This is a genomic window from Streptomyces sp. NPDC047453 (assembly GCF_040643155.1).
Classification (GTDB): Bacteria; Actinomycetota; Actinomycetes; order Streptomycetales; family Streptomycetaceae; genus Streptomyces.
The window spans coordinates 50,733-66,569 of the sequence record NZ_JBEYTS010000019.1 but is presented as its reverse complement, the minus strand read 5'-3'; the positions used below and the strand labels follow the sequence as shown (position 1 = coordinate 66,569).

Here is a 15,837-nt window from a genome sequence, read left to right as displayed (position 1 = left end):
ATGTCCCAGCAGGCCGCACCGGCGGTGAGCACACCGCCGGCTCCCGGCTCCCAGCAGACCGACGGCCGTACCGTACGGCGCCCGCTGGCGCTGCGGCTGCTGGCCCGCCCGGAGGTCGGAGTCTTCCTCGGCGCCGTCGCCGTGCTCGTGTTCTTCCTTGTCGTCGCACCCTCGGTCCGCCAGGGCGGCTCCATGGCGACGGTCCTCTACCAGTCGTCGACCATCGGGATCATGGCCCTGCCGGTGGCACTGCTGATGATCGGCGGCGAGTTCGACCTCTCCGCCGGTGTCGCCGTGATCACCTCGGCGCTCACCGCGAGCATGCTCAGCTACCAGCTCACGATGAACGTGTGGGCGGGGGTGATCGTCGCCCTGGCGGTGTCGCTGGGCATCGGCGCCTTCAACGGCTGGATGCTGGTGAAGACCGGCCTGCCGAGCTTCCTGGTCACCCTCGGCACCTTCCTGATCCTCCAGGGCGTCAACCTCGCCGTCACCAAACTGGTCACCGGCAACGTCGCCACCGACGACATCAGCGACATGGACGGCTTCGACCAGGCCAAGGCCGTCTTCGCCTCGTCCTTCGACGTCGGCGGTGTCGAGGTCAAGATCACCGTGGTGTGGTGGCTGGTCTTCGCCGCACTGGCCACCTGGGTCCTGCTGCGCACCAAGTACGGCAACTGGATCTTCGCGGTCGGCGGCAACAAGGACAGCGCCCGCGCGGTCGGCGTGCCCGTCACCTTCACCAAGATCACCCTGTTCATGCTGGTCGGCTTCGGCGCCTGGTTCGCGGGCATGCACCAGCTGTTCTCGTTCAACACCGTGCAGTCCGGCGAGGGCGTCGGCCAGGAGCTCATCTACATCGCCGCCGCCGTGATCGGCGGCTGCCTGCTCACCGGCGGCTACGGCTCCGCCATCGGCCCCGTCTTCGGCGCCTTCATGTTCGGCATGGTGAACCAGGGCATCGTCTACGCGGGCTGGAACCCCGACTGGTTCAAGGCCTTCCTCGGCGTGATGCTGCTCGGAGCCGTGCTCATCAATCTGTGGGTCCGGCGCACGGCGACCCGGAGGTGACCGACATGACGACCGACAAAGCGGCGACCCACGGAGCCGTCCTCCCCGACACCCCGCCCGCGCACGACGGACCCGTCGTCGAACTGCGCGGCGCCGGCAAGTCCTACGGCAACATCCGCGCCCTGCACGGCGTCGACCTCGCCGTCCATCCGGGGCACGTGACCTGCGTGCTCGGCGACAACGGCGCCGGCAAGTCCACCCTCATCAAGATCATCTCCGGGCTGCACCGGCACACCGAGGGCGAGTTCCTCGTCGACGGCGAACCGGTGCGCTTCTCCAGCCCGCGCGACGCCCTCGCCAAGGGCATTGCCACCGTCTACCAGGACCTCGCGACCGTCCCGCTCATGCCCGTGTGGCGGAACTTCTTCCTCGGCTCCGAGATGACCAAGGGCCCCTGGCCCGTACGCCGCCTCGACATCGCCCGGATGAAGCGGACCGCGGACGAGGAACTGCGCAATATGGGCATCGTCCTGGACGACCTGGAACAGCCCATCGGCACCCTCTCCGGCGGCCAGCGCCAGTGCGTGGCCATCGCCCGCGCCGTCCACTTCGGCGCCCGCGTCCTCATCCTGGACGAGCCCACCGCCGCCCTCGGCGTCAAGCAGTCCGGTGTGGTCCTCAAGTACATCGCCGCCGCCCGTGACCGCGGCCTCGGCGTCATCTTCATCACCCACAACCCCCACCACGCCTACATGGTCGGCGACCACTTCAGCGTGCTGCGCCTGGGCACCCTCGAACTCAGCGCCGACCGCAGCGACGTCGGCCTGGAGGAGCTGACCCACCACATGGCCGGCGGTACCGAACTCGCCGCCCTCAAGCACGAGCTGTCGCAGGTCCGCGGTGTCGACACCGAGGAGCTCCCGGAGGCGGAGGACCTCGCCACACCCACCGCGCCCGCACCGGCACCCACCGAAGGGAACTGATGACATGGCCCCCGTGCTGGACCGCATCCGGGTCGGCTCCGCCCCCGACTCCTGGGGCGTGTGGTTTCCCGACGACCCCGCGCAGGTGCCCTGGGAACGCTTCCTCGACGAGGTCGCCGAGGCCGGCTACTCCTGGATCGAGCTCGGCCCCTACGGCTATCTGCCGACCGACCCGGCCCGGCTCACCGACGAGGTGGCCAAGCGCGACCTCAAGGTCTCGGCGGGCACCGTCTTCACCGGCCTGCACCGCGGCCCGTCGGTGTGGGAGTCCACCTGGGAACACGTCAGCCAGGTCGCGGAACTCACCCGGGCCATGGGCGCACGCCACCTCGTCGTCATCCCCTCCTTCTGGCGCGACGACAAGACCGCCGAGATCCTGGAGCAGCCGGAGCTGACCGGCGAGCAGTGGACGCACCTGGCCCGGGGCATGGAACGGCTCGGCCGACAGGTCAGGGAGACGTACGGCCTCGACATCGTCGTCCACCCGCACGCCGACACCCACATCGACACCGAGGCCCACGTCGAGCGCTTCCTCGACTCCACCGACTCCGATCTCGTCAACCTCTGCCTGGACACCGGGCACTACGCCTACTGCGGCGGCGACAGCGTCAAGCTGATCGAGACCTACGGCGAGCGTATCGGCTACCTGCACCTCAAGCAGGTGGACCCGGAGATCCTCGCCGAGGTGGTGGCGAACGAGGTCCCCTTCGGGCCGGCGGTCCAGCGGGGCGTCATGTGCGAGCCGCCGGCCGGAGTACCGGAGCTGGAACCGGTCCTGACGGCCGCGCAGGGACTCGGCGTCGACCTCTTCGCGATCGTCGAGCAGGACATGTACCCGTGCGAGCCGGACAAGCCGCTGCCCATCGCGGTGCGCACACGCAGGTTCCTCAAGTCCTGCGGTGCCTGACCCCGCCGAGGAAGGACGACGATGGCCCGGTCATCGACGCTGAACGTCGCCGTCATCGGCGTGGGCCGGATGGGTGCCGACCATGTCCGCCGGATCCAGGAGGTCGTCAGCGGGGCCCGGGTGAGCGCCGTCGTGGACGCCGACGCGGAACGCGCCTCGGCGGTCGCGGCCCGCGCCGGCGGCTGCGCCGCGTACGCCGACCCGGCCGCCGCGCTGGCCGCGGCCGACGTCGACGCGGTGCTCGTGGCCTCTTCGAGCCCGGCCCACGAGGAGGCGCTGCTCGCCGCTCTCGCCCACGACCTGCCCGTCCTGTGCGAGAAGCCCCTCACCCCGGACCCGGCCTCCGCCCTGCGCGTGCTCGAAGCCGAGCAGCGGCTCGGCCGGCGGCGCATCCAGGTGGGCTTCATGCGGCGCTACGACCCGGAATACCTCCGGCTCGAACAGCTCCTGCGGACCGGCAGGCTGGGCCGCCCGCTGCTGCTGCACCACCGCCACCGCAACGTGGCCGCCCCGCCCGGAGGGGCCAGCGAGCTGCTCATCAGCGACTCGCTCGTGCACGAGATGGACGTGACGCGCTGGCTGCTCGGCCAGGAGATCACCGCGGTGACGGTGCTGCGCCCCACGCCGTCCCACGACGCCCCCGACGGCATCCAGGACCCGCAGTTCGTCGTCCTCGAGACGGACGGCGGCGTCATCGCCGACGCGGAGATCTTCGTCAACTGCGGCTTCGGCTACCAGGTCCAGGCCGAGGCCGTCTGCGAGCGCGGCACGGCCCGCGTCGGCGACGGCCACGCCATGGTCACCCAGACGGCGGGCCGCTGGGGCGGCACCATCGCCCAGGACTACCTCGAACGCTTCGAAGACGCCTACGACCGCGAGCTGCGGGCCTGGATCGACTCCGTCCGCCACGGCACGGCCACGGGTCCCACCGCCTGGGACGGCTACGCCGCCGCCGCGGTCTGCGCGGCGGGCGTCCGGTCCCTGACCGAGGGCGGCCGCGTGGAGGTGGAGCTGCCGGAACGCCCGGCACTGTACGGGTGACACCCGCCGCGCGCCTTCTCCTCCGCGCTACAGTCGGGGCGTACGGGAAGCACGAAACGTCGCGTTCTGCGTGCCGGTGGCGCAGTGGCGGGCAACTCCTCGACGGGGAGCGTAATGAGCACAGCGCGTGACCTGATGATCGTCGCCCTGGGCCTGGAACCCAGCCGGTCGCTGGAGCGCGGGGACCTCTCCCTGGCGCTGGCCGGCGCCGAGGCGTACGACCTGCTGCGGGCCGAGGTGCTGGAGCTGGACGGCGACCGGATCGTGCCGCGGCCCCTGCCGGAGCTCGACGACCGGCTGCTGGACGAGGCCGCCTCCTCGCTGGTGCGCCAGGTGCCGCACGAAACCCTGGAGGACTGGCTCTGGCGGCGCGGGCGCGGCCTGGCGCGGGCCTATCTGACCGCCCTGGAACAGGAGGGCCAGGTCACCTGGGAACGCAGCCGCTGGCTGCCCTTCCGGGGCGGCCGCTCGGTCCTCAGCGACACCGAGGCGCGGAACCGCGCGGGCTACCGCTGGGCGGCCGACGAGCCGGTGCTGCTCACCCTCGCCGCGGCCGTCGGCATCCGCGACGAGGTGACCGCGGCGGAGCCGGGCATCACCGACGACGCGGTCCTCACCGTCCTCGCCGCCGTCCACGACGCGGTGATGGAACTGGAGGCCGTCCGCCAGCGCAAGGCCATCGAGGACGCGGCCTTCGCCAACGTGTGGCGGGGCGCGTAGTGCTGTGACCGGAAAGGTTCACCGGCTCGCGACGCCCGGCACGGCACTCCCCCAGCCTTCGGCCCGGGGTACCCCCACGCCGAGTTGTCGCATCACCCGAGTACATCCAGTACGCGGGCGACGCTCCGCCTTGCGATGCTCCCCCACTGCCTGAACGGCGTGGGAGGTACCCCCAGCACCGGACGCCGCGAGCTTCCCGGCAAACCCTTCCGGCCACAGCACTGGCCGTCGCCGACAGGCGGTGCCGCGGGGGCGCTCCTAAGCTGAGGGACGGCGCGGGTCAACCGCCGCGCGGTTCCCTCGGCGTGCGCCGACGGAACCGCGCGGCGTCCCCTCGTCCCCTGCTCGTCCGGGACGGCCGCGGGCTCGTTCCCACGCGCTTGGAGCCGGCGCATGACCCACGTACGTCCACGACTGCGACGGGGTGTCGCCACCGCGACCGCCGTCGGAGTCCTCGTGGTGCCGCTCGCCGGCGGGACCGCCTCCGCCGGACCCCACGTCCGCCCCGGCGCCGTTTCCGTCACCGCGCCTCCGGGGCTGTCCCCGACCGGGGTGCGGAGACTGAGTCCCGACGTGGTCCGGCAACTCGACCAGGCCGTGCTGCGCGTCATGCGGCAGGCGGGGGTGCCCGGGGTGACCGTGGGGCTGTGGACACCGGACCAGGGGCAGTACGTCAAGTCCTTCGGCGTCGCCGACAGGAGCACCGGGCGGAAGATGTCGCCCGACCTGTACATGCGGATCGGCAGCGAGACCAAGACCTTCACCGTGACGGCGCTGCTGCATCTGGTGGACCGGCACAAGGTGGGTCTGGACGACCCCGTCGACAAGTACGTCGCCGGCGTGCCGAACGGGGACAGGATCACCCTGCGGCAGCTCGCCGGGATGCGCAGCGGACTGCCCGACTACACGTCCGACGCGGGCTTTCGCAAGGCGCTGACCTCGGATCCGCGCCGGCCCTTCACTCCGAAGCAGCTGCTCGCGTACGCCTTCGACCACCCCGTGCTCTTCCCGCCGGGCCGGAAGTTCGACTACAGCAACACCAACCTCATCCTGCTGGGCCTGGTCGTCCAGAAGGCGAGCGGCCGACAGCTCGCGGACTACGTCGGCACCCATGTGCTGCGGCCGGCCGGGCTCGACCAGACCTTCTTCCCGGCCGGGGCGCAGTTCCCCCGGCCGCACGCGCAGGGCTACACGAACCAGACGGCCGACGGCGAGGTGCGGGACGCGGCCGACTGGAACCCCTCCTGGGGCTGGGCGGCCGGAGCGATGGTCTCCAACCTCGACGACCTGCGCGTATGGGCGCGCACCCTCGCCACGGGCGTCCTGCCCGACGGCACCAGGCTCATCAGCGCCGCCTCCCAGAAACAGCGGCTCACCACACCCCCGACCTCGGTCCCCGGCGCCGGATACGGCCTCGGCATCTTCGACGTGCGGGGCTGGATCGGCCACAACGGCTCACTGCCGGGCTACGAGTCCCTCACGGTCTACCTCCCCTCGGCGCGGACGACTCTCGTCCTGCTGCTGAACAGCGACATCGACGACAAGGGGACCGAGCCCAGCACCCTGCTCGGCGAGGCGATCACGAAGATCGTCACCCCGGGACACGTCTTCGACCTGCCGGTCCGGGCAGCCGCCCGGTGACCGGCCGCTCCGTGGACTGACGACGTGTCCCGGGCTTCGACCGCACCTCCGGAACAGCCGCCCATGAGCGGGCAGACCGCCTGCGGCGCCGGCGCGCGCGGACCGCTGCGCACCTTCCTGCGCACCGAGACCGGCAGCGCCGCCGTGCTGCTCGCCGCCGCGGTCGCCGCGCTGGTATGGGCCAACGTCTCGCCCGGAGCCTACGAGTCGTTCTGGCGCACCCACGTGTCGTTCATGGTCGGCTCGACCGGGGTCTCGCTGGGACTGCGGGAGTGGATCAACAGCGGGCTGATGGCGCTGTTCTTCTTCGTCGTCGGCCTGGAGGCCCGCCGGGAGTTCGACATCGGGGAGCTGAGAGAGCGCAGGCGGCTCGCGCTCTCGGCGGTCGCCGGGATCAGCGGCATGGCCGTACCCGTGGCGATCTACCTGGTCCTCAACGCGGGCCACGCCACCGCACGGGGGTGGGGCGCGGCGATGTCCACCGACACGGCGTTCGCGCTCGGCATTCTCGCCGTCTTCGGCTCCCGGCTGCCCGGCGGTCTGCGCGTCTTCCTGCTCGGCGTCACGGTCGCCGACGACTTCCTCGCCCTCGCCGTCATCGCCTTCGCCTACAGCGGGACCCTGTACGTGCCCGCGCTGCTCACCGCGTTCGGCGTCCTCGCCGTGCTGATCGCACTGCGTCTGGCCGGCGTGCGGATCTCCGTCGTGCACGCGCTCGTCGCCCTGGTCCTGTGGGGCGCGCTGCTGCGCTCCGGCGTCGACCCGGTGGTCAGCGGACTGGTCATGGGCCTGCTCACCTACGCCCACCCGGCCCAGCGGCACGCCCTGGAACGCGCCAGCCGGCTCTTCCGGCGCTTCCGCGAGCAGCCCACCCCCGAGCTGGAACGCACCCTGCGCCGGGGCCTGGCCACCGCGCTGTCGCCCAACGAGCGGCTTCAGCGCATGCTCCACCCCTGGACCAGCTATCTGATCGTGCCGCTGTTCGCGCTGGCCAACGCCGGTCTGCCGCTCGGCGCGGCCCGGCTCGCGGACGCGTTCACCTCACCCGTCACCGTCGGCATCCTGCTCGGCTACGTCGTCGGCAAGCCGATCGGCATCGTCGGCTCCACCTGGCTCGCCGTGCGGCTGAGCCGCGGCCGGCTGCGCCCGCCGATCGGCTGGGGCGCCATCACCGCGGGCGGTGGCCTGGCCGGGGTGGGCTTCACGGTGTCCTTGCTGATCGCCACCCTCGCCTTCCGCGGGACCCGGCTGGAGGAGGCGAAGATCGGCATCCTGGCGACCGTCCTGTGCTCCTTCGCCGTCACCTGGCTGGTGACTGGCGTCCTCTCCCTGCTGCCCCCGCGCCGCCGGGTCCGCGCGCTGCTGGGCCGGGGCCGGGCCATCGTCGATCTCGGCGAGCCCGTCGACCCCGAGCGCGACCACGTCCGCGGGCCGCTGGACGCCCCGGTGACCCTGGTCGAGTACGGCGACTACGAGTGCCCGTACTGCGGACTCGCCGAGCCGGTCGTGCGGGAACTGCTCGCCGACTTCGGCGACGACGTGCGCTACGTCTGGCGGCACCTGCCGCTGACCGACGTCCACCCGAACGCGCAGCTCGCCGCCGAGGCCGCGGAGGGCGCCGCCCGCCAGGGCCGCTTCTGGGAGCTGCACGACGTCCTGATCAGCCACCAGGGTGACCTGAGCCCCAAGGACCTCCTGCGCTACGCCGAGCAGATCGGCCTCGACGTGGAGCGCTTCCGCCGGGACCTGCGGGAGCGGACGGGCGCGCAGCGGGTGGCCGACGACGTGGAGTCGGCCGACCTCAGCGCCGTCTCCGGCACCCCCACCTTCTTCGTCAACGGCCGCCGCCACCACGGCGCCTACGACATCACCACCCTCACGACAACAGTCCGCACAGCCCGCGAACGCGCCACACTCGCGGGGGCGGGCCCGCAGCCCTGACGACGCGGGCCCGCTGAGTAGGTCGCGTGGCCCGTAGGGGCCGCGTTGCCGGTCTTGCGTCGGTGGGTCAGGCGGTTCGTACCTCGTCGATGCGTACCGGGCGGTGTTCGTGGAGGGACAGGGTGCAGGCCTCGGCGATCCAGCCGGCCTCCAGGGCGTCGGCGACCGTGCACGGGGAGGGGAGCCGGCCGGCCACGACCTCGGTGAACGCGGTGAGTTCGGCGCGGTAGGCGGCGGTGAAGCGGTCCATGAAGAAGTCGTGCGGCGTGCCGGCGGGGAAGGTCACCCCGGGTTCGACGGAGCGCAGCGGCAGCTTGTCGTCCAGGCCGACGGCGATCGAGTCCTCGAAGCCGTGCAGCTCCATACGGACGTCGTAACCGCGGGCGTTGTGGCGGCTGTTGGAGACCACCGCGATCGTGCCGTCGTCCAGGGTGAGCACCGCCCCGGTGGTGTCGGCGTCGCCCGCCTCCCTGATGTAGTCGGCACCCCGGTTGCCGCCGACGGCGTACACCTCGGTCACCTCCCGCCCGGTCACCCAGCGGATGATGTCGAAGTCGTGCACCGAACAGTCCCGGAAGATCCCGCCGGAGGCGGCGATGTACGCGGCCGGCGGCGGCGCCGGGTCGAGCGTGGTGGACCGCACGGTGTGCAGCCTGCCCAGCTCGCCCGCCCGCACGGCAGCCCGGGCAGCGGCGAATCCGGCGTCGAAGCGGCGGTTGTAGCCGATCTGCACGGGCACACCGCTGCCCTGGACCGCCTTGAGGACCTCGACGCCCTCGGGCATGGTGCGGGCCACCGGCTTCTCGCAGAAGACGGGGACACCGGCGTCGACGGCGGCGAGGATCAGCGCCGGGTGGGCGTCGGTCGCGGCGGCCACCACGACGCCGTCCACTCCGGCGGCCAGCACCGCCTCGGCCGAGTCGGCCACCTCGGCTCCGAACCGCTCGGCGGCGGCCTTGGCGGCGTCCGTGAACAGGTCGGCGAGGACGAGCGACTCGACCGTGTCGAGTCCGGAGAGGGTCTCGGCGTGGAAGGCGCCGATCCGGCCGAGGCCGAGGATTCCGATACGCATGGGGGCTGATGCTCCTTGGGTGCGTGGGTCGTGCGTGGGTGGTGCGTGGTCGCGCGCTTGGTGCGGCAGTAGGTCAGTCCAGTCCGCCGAGCACGTTCTGGTCCCAGTCGATCACGGAACCGGTGACCACCCCGGACCGCTCGGACAGCAGCAGGACCACGAAGTCGGCGATCTCGTCGGGCCGGCCGAGCCTGCCCATCGGCAGCAGCTCCCCGGCCCGCTCCCGCCAGTCGTCACCGGCGCCGTGGAAGGCACGCTGGGTGGCGTCCTCGCCCTCGGTCGCGGTCCAGCCGATGTTCAGGCCGTTGATCCGCACCCGGTCGAAGCGGTGGGCGTGCGCGGCGTTGCGGGTGAGCCCGGCCAGGCCGGCCTTGGCGGCGACGTACGGCGCCAGGAACGGCTGCCCGCCGTGCGCCGAGGACGTGATGATGTTGACGACCGTGCCCGGCGCCCCACGGGCCACCATGTCGGCCACCGCCGCCTGCATCGCGAAGAACGGCCCCTTGAGGTTGACCGCGATGTGCGCGTCGAACAGCTCGGGCGTGGTGTCGAGGAGCGTGCCGCGCGAGGTCAGCCCCGCGGAGTTCACCAGGCAGTCGATCCGTCCGTACGCGGAGACCACCCGCGCCACCGACCCCTTGGCCTGCTCCGCGTCGGCCAGGTCGGCCCGGACGAACATCGCCTTGCCCCCGGCGGCCGTCAGCTCCGCCACCAGGGCCTCGCCCGGCTCGGTCCGCCGCCCGGTCACGGCGACCACGGCGCCCTCGCGGACGGCGGCCCGCGCGATCGCGGCCCCCACGCCCTGGCTGCCGCCGTTGACGAGGGCGACCTTGCCGTGCAGCAGCCCGTCCGCGGTTCCATCGAGAAGTCCCATGGCTTTCCTCAGCTCTCGCGTCGCTCGCCACCGGCCCGCAGCTCCGCGCGGAGCGCGTCCGGTGTCCACTGCTCGCGCACCGCCCGCCGTACGAGGTCCGCCTGCGAGGGCGGGGCCAGCCCGTCGACCGGCGGATCGCTGTCGAGGTTGGTCGGGAACGGGTAGCCTTCGGCGCTCGCGGCGACGACGCGGTCCAGCCATGCGGTGTCGGCGCCCTCCGCCTTGCGCTTGAGCAGCACCGGGAAGACGGCGCCCGCGACGGCCTCGCGGTCCACGGTCTCCATCGCGCGCCCGAAGGCGGAGGAGACCTGGAGCAGGTTGGCCATGCGGTGGATGTCCGCCGACCGGTTCGTCCCTGCGGCGTGGAAGAGCGCCGGGTTGAAGAACACGGCGTCCCCCTTGGCCAGCGGCAGTTGCACGTGGTGGTCCTCGAAGTAGGCCTGGAACGCGGGCAGTCGCCAGGCGAGGTACCCCGGCTCGTACCGCTGCGAGTACGGCAGGTACATCGTCGGACCCGACTCCACGGGCATGTCGCAGTGCGCGACCGCGCCCTGGAGGGTCAGCACGGGGGAGAGCCGGTGGACGTGCGCCGGGTAGGCGGCGGCCACCTCGTTGGCCAGGAAGCCCAGGTGGTAGTCACGGTGCACGGTCTGGGCCGCGCCGCCCGGGTTGACCACGTTGATCTGCGAGGTGACCTGGTAGCCGGGGCCCAGCCAGGCCTCGCCGACCAGCGCGAGGACGTCGTTCGCGTAGTAGTCGGCGAACGCCTCCGGATCGTGCAGCGCCGCCTTCTCCAGGGCGTTCCACACCCGGTCGTTGGCGCCCGGCCTGGCGAAGTGGTCCCCGGCGCCCGCGCCCGAGGCGCGCTGCTCGGCGATCAGGGCGCGGAAGACGGCGGTGGCCCGGTCGACCACCGCGGTGTCGGGGAAGGCGCCCCGGAACACCACGATGCCGGGGCCCTCGTCCAGGGCGCGGACCAGTTCGGCCCGCAGGGCGTCGCGGGCGGCGGGGTCGGCGGGCCCGCGCAGCCGCTCGGCGTCGTAGACGAGGACGTTGCGGTCCACCGACGAGGCGTGCGGATAGCGGGCGGCATCGGTCGCTCGCTCGACGAGCGCGCGGAAGGAGTCGAGGTCGCAGTCCTGCTCGGACAGCCGGACGCGGCGGTGTACGGGGGTGGAGGACATCGTCGTCCTTTCGGTCGTCGGGCGACGCGGCCACGGGAACGGTCGTCGGGCTCGGTGACGGGGACGGTCATGGGCGGACTCGGGGACCGTGACGGGCGGACTCGGTCCCGGACCCGGTCGTCGGCGGACCCGGTCACGAGGGCCGTCGCGTCCTGCCATTCTTGTCAGTACAAACACCTCGAACAACCAGCAGCAAGCCATCAAAAACCCCTCAGGGACCCACCCAAGGAGCCTGCGCATGGGTCACCCCTTCCCGATCCGCGAGATAGCACGTCAGGCAGGGCTGAGCGAGGCCACCGTCGACCGGGTGCTCAACGGCCGCGGCGGGGTGCGGGAGAGCACCGCGCGGGAGGTGCGCCGGGCCATCGCCGACCTCGACCGGCAGCGCACCCAGGTCCGGCTGGTGGGCCGCACCTTCATGGTCGACATCGTGATGCAGGCGCCCGAGCGGTTCAGCACCGCCGTACGGACCGCCCTGGAGGCCGAACTGCCCTCCCTGCACCCGGCCGTGGTGCGCTGCCGCTTCCACTTCCGCGAGACCGGTCCGGTGCGCGAGCAGATCGCCGTACTCGACCGGATCGCGCGGCGCGGCTCGCAGGGCGTGATCCTCAAGGCCCCGGACGTCCCCGAGGTCACCGCAGCGGTCGGCCGGCTGGTGGCGGCCGGCATCCCGGTCGTCACCCTGGTCACCGACCTGCCCGCCAGCGCCCGGCTCGGCTACGTCGGCAGCGACAACCGGGCGGCGGGCGCGACGGCCGCGTACTTGATGGGCCAGTGGCTCGGCGACCGGCCGGGCAATGTGCTCACCAGCCTCAGCAGCGGTTTCTTCCGCAACGAGGAGGAACGCGAGATGGGCTTCCGCGGCGCCATGCGCGCCCGCCACCCCCGGCGGGCGCTGGTGGAGATCGCCGAGGGGCAGGGCCTGGACGCCACGCAGTACGACCTCGTGCGGGCCGCCCTGGAACGCGACCCGGAGATCCGCGCGGTCTACTCGATCGGCGGCGGCAACATCGCCACCCTGCGGGCCTTCGCGGACCTCGGCCGCGAGTGCGCGGTGTTCATCGCGCACGACCTCGACCAGGACAACACCCGCCTGCTGCGCGAGCACCGCCTGTCCGCCGTGCTCCACCACGACCTGCGGCAGGACATGCGGGAGGCCTGCCACCTGGTGATGCGGGCCCACGGCGCCCTGCCGCCCGCCGGACCGACGCTTCCGTCGGCGATCCAGGTGGTGACCCCGTACAACATGCCGCCGCACCCGGTGGCCGGCTGAACCCCGCGGCGGGCCTCACAGGTTGATCGCGTACGCCTTGCGCAGCGTCTCGTGCACCGTCCACGTCGTGCGGTCGCCCTCGCGCAGCACCGCCATGTCGCCGGGGCCGACGCGCAGGGTCGGCCCGCCCTCGACCTCGATGGTCGCCGAGCCGCTGATCACCACGAACAACTCGTCCGCCTCGGTGTCGGTGACGACCCCGGGGGTGATCTGCCAGATCCCGCGGATCTGCCGGCCGTCGGCCGACTCCCAGACCACCTTGCCGGTCACCTCGGGCGTCCCGGAGACGATCTGCTCCGGCTCGAGCGGCTCGGGCACGAGGTCGGCGTCGGGAACGTGCAGAACAAAACTGTGCGTCATGCCGTGACCCTAGCCGGGGCGGACGGCACGGGATGGCCGACAGAGTGTGGGGGATCGGCCCCGGCCCGAGGACACTTCGTCGCATCCGGCGGGAAGCCCGGCATGTATGAGGTCTCCCTGGCCTCCGGCCTGTGCGCGGTCTCCGGCAGCGTCGCGGTGTTCGGCCTCGGCCGGACCATCGCGGGCGTCGGCCCCGGCGGTCTGCTGCCCACCGCGATCTACGCCACGGTCTCCATCCGCTCCAACGCCGGAAACCGCGCCACCGCCGTCGGCTGGACCTCCGGCATGGGCCGCTTCGGTGCCGTCTTCGGTCCCTGGCTCGGCGGCCGGTTGCTGGCCGCCGACCGCGACGACCGGGGCTTCACGGCCTTCGCCCTGGCCGGTGTCTCCTCCATGGTCTTCATCGGAATCGCAGGCCTGCGCGCCCCGAGGAACCCCGCGCGCCCCGAGGAACCCCGCGCAGAGCAGCCCCCGCCAGGACCTCCTGGCCGCGAGCTGACACTCCCGCCCTCCCCGGGGGCGTCACGGGTGGTCCGGCGCGTCGGGGTCCAGGCCGGTGCAGGCCAACTTCCCCTCGACCTCGGCGCAGGCCTCCACACCCCGTGGGGAGGAGACGCTGAGCATGGGGCTCGTGTCGCCGCTGGTGTCGTCGGCGGCATAGGTGGCGGACAGGACGTTCCCGCCCATCCGTACGGAGATCTCCCGGGCGACCGCGCCCCGTACCTGCACCTGGGACCAGGCGGTACGGCAGGAGGACGAGTACCGCAGCCGCACGGTGTACGTCGAGCCGGCCACGGCGCTCTGGGTGCGCGCGTCCCCGGCGCAGGCCGAGGCATCGGGCAACTCGCCCTGACAGGAGGCGCCGTGGCAGCGTGGCGACGTCATCATCACCCGGGCGCCCGGTGGCTTGCCGGGGGACGGTGTGAGGAGGACCGCGGCCACCGCGGTGACCGCGGCGGGCAGGGTGAGAGCCGTCAGCAGCGGCAGGCATCCCACCCGCGTCCTGGGCGGATCGGCCGGCTCGGACTCGCACTCGGACTCGGGCCGGGGGACGGGCTCGGGTCTGGGCTCGGGTCTGGGTTCGGGCTCGGGTCCGGGATCGGAATCAGGCCCGGAGCCGGGCTCGGCGGCCGCGGAAGAGCACTCGCCGACGGCGTCCCACAGGGCCAGCGCCGGGACTGGATCGGCGCCCGCGAGCCGGGCGAGCGCCTCCACGGCCGAGCGGGGAGGGTGCTTGGCCCCGGTCAGATAGCGGTGCCAGGCGGACTTGCTGTACGGAGTGCGCGCGGCCAGGGCGGCCAGGCTCAGACCCGTACGGTCCCGCAGCTCGCGCAGGGCTGTCGTCAACTGCCCGGGTGACGCTGCCGTTCCTTGGGGTTGCCGCATGCTGCTGCTCCCGACTCCATTCCCGCTTTGGGCGTTTCGCCCCGGTTGTCGGGATGGTTTCCCGGGCTGAGGGCACCGACACACATCGAGCCGACGGCCCGTCCGGGAGCACGCTGCTCCTGGACGGGCCCGGCCGGTCACCGCGTACGCGCGTGACGGCGCGTCAGCACCACGGCAGAGTGTGCCGGACCCGCACGTAGCGCGCGGAGACGTAACCCCGTGCGTGCGCGAGGCGGTACCACTGTCGCGTGCCGCCCACCCAGGACCCGCGCGTCCGGCACTTCAGCGCCACCAGGCGGTGTGCGTGCCGGACGCCGACCACCCGGTACCGGGTGCTGGGGCCGGAGCGGACGTTCAGTGCCCGGCGGTGTGTGACCACACGTCCGAGGGAGTGGATCGAACGGTGGTGCGTCGCCCACCGGTTGACATGGTGCGACTGCTGGGCGGGCTCGGGCGGCATCGAGGGGAGCAGGTGCGGGGCGACCGCCGACACGGCCGGGCGTGAGCCGGGGCCGACCGGGGCGGCGTCGGCCGCCGTGGGCACGAGCGCGAGTGCCGCGACCGTGGCCAGCACGCCGCTGGTGAGGGTCCGTCGGATCATGGAAACCTCCGGGCTTTCGTTCCTGCGACCACGCGTCGTGATCGCATGCCGCCCAGCGTTTCCGCGCCACGCCTCCGCGATGCCGTCCCCGCGTCCCCTGGGACGTCCCCGCCGTCCCCGGGGACGAGACCCGGGGTGTGGCCGGCCGGGGAGACGGCTCCGCGCGCGCATCGCCGTACCGTGCTCCGGTTCACAGCAAATTGCTTGAGTAACGCAATGATATGGTAAAGTTGTCGGTATGGTCACTCCACCGTTGCCCACCGGACCCGTCTCGCCCGAAGTGGCCGAGATCGAGCGCGCCCTGATGCGCATCACCTATCTGGGGACGCGGGCCCGGCAGCACGAGAGGCTGATGAGCCTGGCCGGGGTGCCGCTGGACCGGGCGGCGGTCGCCCTGCTGCGCCAGATCGCCGACTGTGAGCCGCAGCGGCCGGGGGAGCTGGCCAACCGCCTGGGCGTGGAGGCCTCCCATGTCACGCGCACGGTGCAGCAGTTGGAGCGGTCCGGTCATGTGATCCGGATTCCCGACCCCGACGACCGCCGTGCCCAGCGCATCCAGCTCACCGGCCTCGGCAGGGACGCCATCTCCCGCATCCGTGAGGTCGGGGCTCGCGGTATGCAGCTCGCCCTGGCCGACTGGTCCCCGGAGGACCTGCGCCGCCTCGCGTCGCTCTTCCACCGCATGGTCGACGACTTCCTCGTCCACGCCAAGGACGTCGAGGGTGAACACGAGGCCGCCGAGGCGACCCGGCGCACCCGCTGAGGGTGTGCGGGGCCCCAGGTGCGCATCGGACGGCGTATCAGTGATGACTTATATAAGTGGTGGGTGATACGTTGGCGGCC

15 protein-coding genes and 1 pseudogene are annotated in these 15,837 nt (G+C 72.5%); 10 read left to right on the top strand and 6 right to left on the bottom strand.

Annotation, left to right across the window (positions count from 1 at the left end; all coding sequences use genetic code 11):
- The 7 genes from ABZ818_RS18970 to nhaA all read left to right on the top strand — a co-directional run bounded on the left by ABZ818_RS18970 (nucleotide 1) and on the right by nhaA (nucleotide 8,244).
- Nucleotides 1–1,071: an ABC transporter permease gene (locus tag ABZ818_RS18970; RefSeq protein WP_361415803.1), complete on the top strand. Its 1,071-nt coding sequence runs from the start codon at nucleotides 1–3 to the stop codon at nucleotides 1,069–1,071.
- Between the two features lie 5 nt (nucleotides 1,072–1,076).
- A complete protein-coding gene (locus ABZ818_RS18965) occupies nucleotides 1,077–1,994 on the top strand; it encodes an ATP-binding cassette domain-containing protein (protein WP_361415678.1) in 918 nt (305 codons plus the stop codon).
- A 4-nt stretch (nucleotides 1,995–1,998) separates the two neighbouring features.
- Nucleotides 1,999–2,901, top strand: coding sequence for a sugar phosphate isomerase/epimerase (locus ABZ818_RS18960; protein WP_361415676.1), 903 nt, complete (start codon nucleotides 1,999–2,001; stop codon nucleotides 2,899–2,901).
- Nucleotides 2,902–2,922: 21 nt separating this feature from the next.
- Entirely contained in the window at nucleotides 2,923–3,942 is a 1,020-nt protein-coding gene (locus ABZ818_RS18955; protein ID WP_361415674.1) for a Gfo/Idh/MocA family oxidoreductase, read from the top strand.
- A gap of 114 nt (nucleotides 3,943–4,056) precedes the next feature.
- Nucleotides 4,057–4,662, top strand: coding sequence for a GPP34 family phosphoprotein (locus tag ABZ818_RS18950; protein ID WP_361415672.1), 606 nt, complete (start codon nucleotides 4,057–4,059; stop codon nucleotides 4,660–4,662).
- A gap of 393 nt (nucleotides 4,663–5,055) precedes the next feature.
- On the top strand, nucleotides 5,056–6,303 hold the full coding sequence (locus tag ABZ818_RS18945; protein WP_361415670.1) for a serine hydrolase domain-containing protein: 1,248 nt from the start codon (nucleotides 5,056–5,058) through the stop codon (nucleotides 6,301–6,303).
- Between the two features lie 63 nt (nucleotides 6,304–6,366).
- Entirely contained in the window at nucleotides 6,367–8,244 is a 1,878-nt protein-coding gene (gene nhaA / locus ABZ818_RS18940) for a Na+/H+ antiporter NhaA (protein ID WP_361415668.1), read from the top strand.
- 67 nt (nucleotides 8,245–8,311) lie between these two features.
- On the opposite strand, the gene ABZ818_RS18935 is transcribed toward nhaA, so the two are convergent.
- From ABZ818_RS18935 to ABZ818_RS18925, 3 genes are all read right to left on the bottom strand, one after another.
- A complete protein-coding gene (locus ABZ818_RS18935; RefSeq protein ID WP_361415666.1) occupies nucleotides 8,312–9,316 on the bottom strand; it encodes a Gfo/Idh/MocA family oxidoreductase in 1,005 nt (334 codons plus the stop codon).
- 73 nt (nucleotides 9,317–9,389) lie between these two features.
- On the bottom strand, nucleotides 9,390–10,190 hold the full coding sequence (locus tag ABZ818_RS18930; RefSeq protein WP_361415664.1) for an SDR family oxidoreductase: 801 nt from the start codon (nucleotides 10,188–10,190) through the stop codon (nucleotides 9,390–9,392).
- 8 nt (nucleotides 10,191–10,198) lie between these two features.
- Complete coding sequence (locus ABZ818_RS18925) at nucleotides 10,199–11,374, bottom strand: phytanoyl-CoA dioxygenase family protein (protein ID WP_361415662.1); 1,176 nt, start codon at nucleotides 11,372–11,374, stop codon at nucleotides 10,199–10,201.
- A 238-nt stretch (nucleotides 11,375–11,612) separates the two neighbouring features.
- Between ABZ818_RS18925 and ABZ818_RS18920 the strand changes: the two genes are divergently transcribed.
- Nucleotides 11,613–12,647 (top strand): LacI family DNA-binding transcriptional regulator, encoded by a 1,035-nt coding sequence (locus ABZ818_RS18920; protein ID WP_361415660.1) that lies wholly within the window; start codon nucleotides 11,613–11,615, stop codon nucleotides 12,645–12,647.
- Nucleotides 12,648–12,662: 15 nt separating this feature from the next.
- On the opposite strand, the gene ABZ818_RS18915 is transcribed toward ABZ818_RS18920, so the two are convergent.
- Nucleotides 12,663–13,007: a cupin domain-containing protein gene (locus tag ABZ818_RS18915; protein WP_361415658.1), complete on the bottom strand. Its 345-nt coding sequence runs from the start codon at nucleotides 13,005–13,007 to the stop codon at nucleotides 12,663–12,665.
- A 210-nt stretch (nucleotides 13,008–13,217) separates the two neighbouring features.
- On the opposite strand from ABZ818_RS18915, the pseudogene ABZ818_RS18910 reads away from it, so the two are divergent.
- Nucleotides 13,218–13,430 (top strand): annotated as a pseudogene (locus ABZ818_RS18910) (MFS transporter); the annotation flags it as partial.
- A 99-nt stretch (nucleotides 13,431–13,529) separates the two neighbouring features.
- On the opposite strand, the gene ABZ818_RS18905 reads toward ABZ818_RS18910, so the two are convergent.
- Complete coding sequence (locus ABZ818_RS18905) at nucleotides 13,530–14,393, bottom strand: DUF2690 domain-containing protein (protein ID WP_361415656.1); 864 nt, start codon at nucleotides 14,391–14,393, stop codon at nucleotides 13,530–13,532.
- A 163-nt stretch (nucleotides 14,394–14,556) separates the two neighbouring features.
- A complete protein-coding gene (locus ABZ818_RS18900; protein ID WP_361415654.1) occupies nucleotides 14,557–14,994 on the bottom strand; it encodes an SH3 domain-containing protein in 438 nt (145 codons plus the stop codon).
- Nucleotides 14,995–15,232: 238 nt separating this feature from the next.
- Here ABZ818_RS18900 and ABZ818_RS18895 point away from each other — a divergent pair, with 238 nt between their 5' ends.
- On the top strand, nucleotides 15,233–15,757 hold the full coding sequence (locus ABZ818_RS18895; protein WP_361415652.1) for a MarR family transcriptional regulator: 525 nt from the start codon (nucleotides 15,233–15,235) through the stop codon (nucleotides 15,755–15,757).
- Nucleotides 15,758–15,837 lie beyond the last annotated feature (80 nt).

Bases quoted from the DNA above. Each gene is read 5' to 3' on its own strand.
- ABZ818_RS18970 (WP_361415803.1), top strand. From the start codon at position 1: ATGTCCCAGCAGGCCGCACCGGCGGTGAGCACACCGCCGGCTCCCGGC.
- ABZ818_RS18965 (WP_361415678.1), top strand. From the start codon at position 1,077: ATGACGACCGACAAAGCGGCGACCCACGGAGCCGTCCTCCCCGACACC.
- ABZ818_RS18960 (WP_361415676.1), top strand. From the start codon at position 1,999: ATGGCCCCCGTGCTGGACCGCATCCGGGTCGGCTCCGCCCCCGACTCC.
- ABZ818_RS18955 (WP_361415674.1), top strand. From the start codon at position 2,923: ATGGCCCGGTCATCGACGCTGAACGTCGCCGTCATCGGCGTGGGCCGG.
- ABZ818_RS18950 (WP_361415672.1), top strand. From the start codon at position 4,057: ATGAGCACAGCGCGTGACCTGATGATCGTCGCCCTGGGCCTGGAACCC.
- ABZ818_RS18945 (WP_361415670.1), top strand. From the start codon at position 5,056: ATGACCCACGTACGTCCACGACTGCGACGGGGTGTCGCCACCGCGACC.
- nhaA (WP_361415668.1), top strand. From the start codon at position 6,367: ATGAGCGGGCAGACCGCCTGCGGCGCCGGCGCGCGCGGACCGCTGCGC.
- ABZ818_RS18935 (WP_361415666.1), bottom strand. From the start codon at position 9,316: ATGCGTATCGGAATCCTCGGCCTCGGCCGGATCGGCGCCTTCCACGCC.
- ABZ818_RS18930 (WP_361415664.1), bottom strand. From the start codon at position 10,190: ATGGGACTTCTCGATGGAACCGCGGACGGGCTGCTGCACGGCAAGGTC.
- ABZ818_RS18925 (WP_361415662.1), bottom strand. From the start codon at position 11,374: ATGTCCTCCACCCCCGTACACCGCCGCGTCCGGCTGTCCGAGCAGGAC.
- ABZ818_RS18920 (WP_361415660.1), top strand. From the start codon at position 11,613: ATGGGTCACCCCTTCCCGATCCGCGAGATAGCACGTCAGGCAGGGCTG.
- ABZ818_RS18915 (WP_361415658.1), bottom strand. From the start codon at position 13,007: ATGACGCACAGTTTTGTTCTGCACGTTCCCGACGCCGACCTCGTGCCC.
- ABZ818_RS18905 (WP_361415656.1), bottom strand. From the start codon at position 14,393: ATGCGGCAACCCCAAGGAACGGCAGCGTCACCCGGGCAGTTGACGACA.
- ABZ818_RS18900 (WP_361415654.1), bottom strand. From the start codon at position 14,994: ATGATCCGACGGACCCTCACCAGCGGCGTGCTGGCCACGGTCGCGGCA.
- ABZ818_RS18895 (WP_361415652.1), top strand. From the start codon at position 15,233: ATGGTCACTCCACCGTTGCCCACCGGACCCGTCTCGCCCGAAGTGGCC.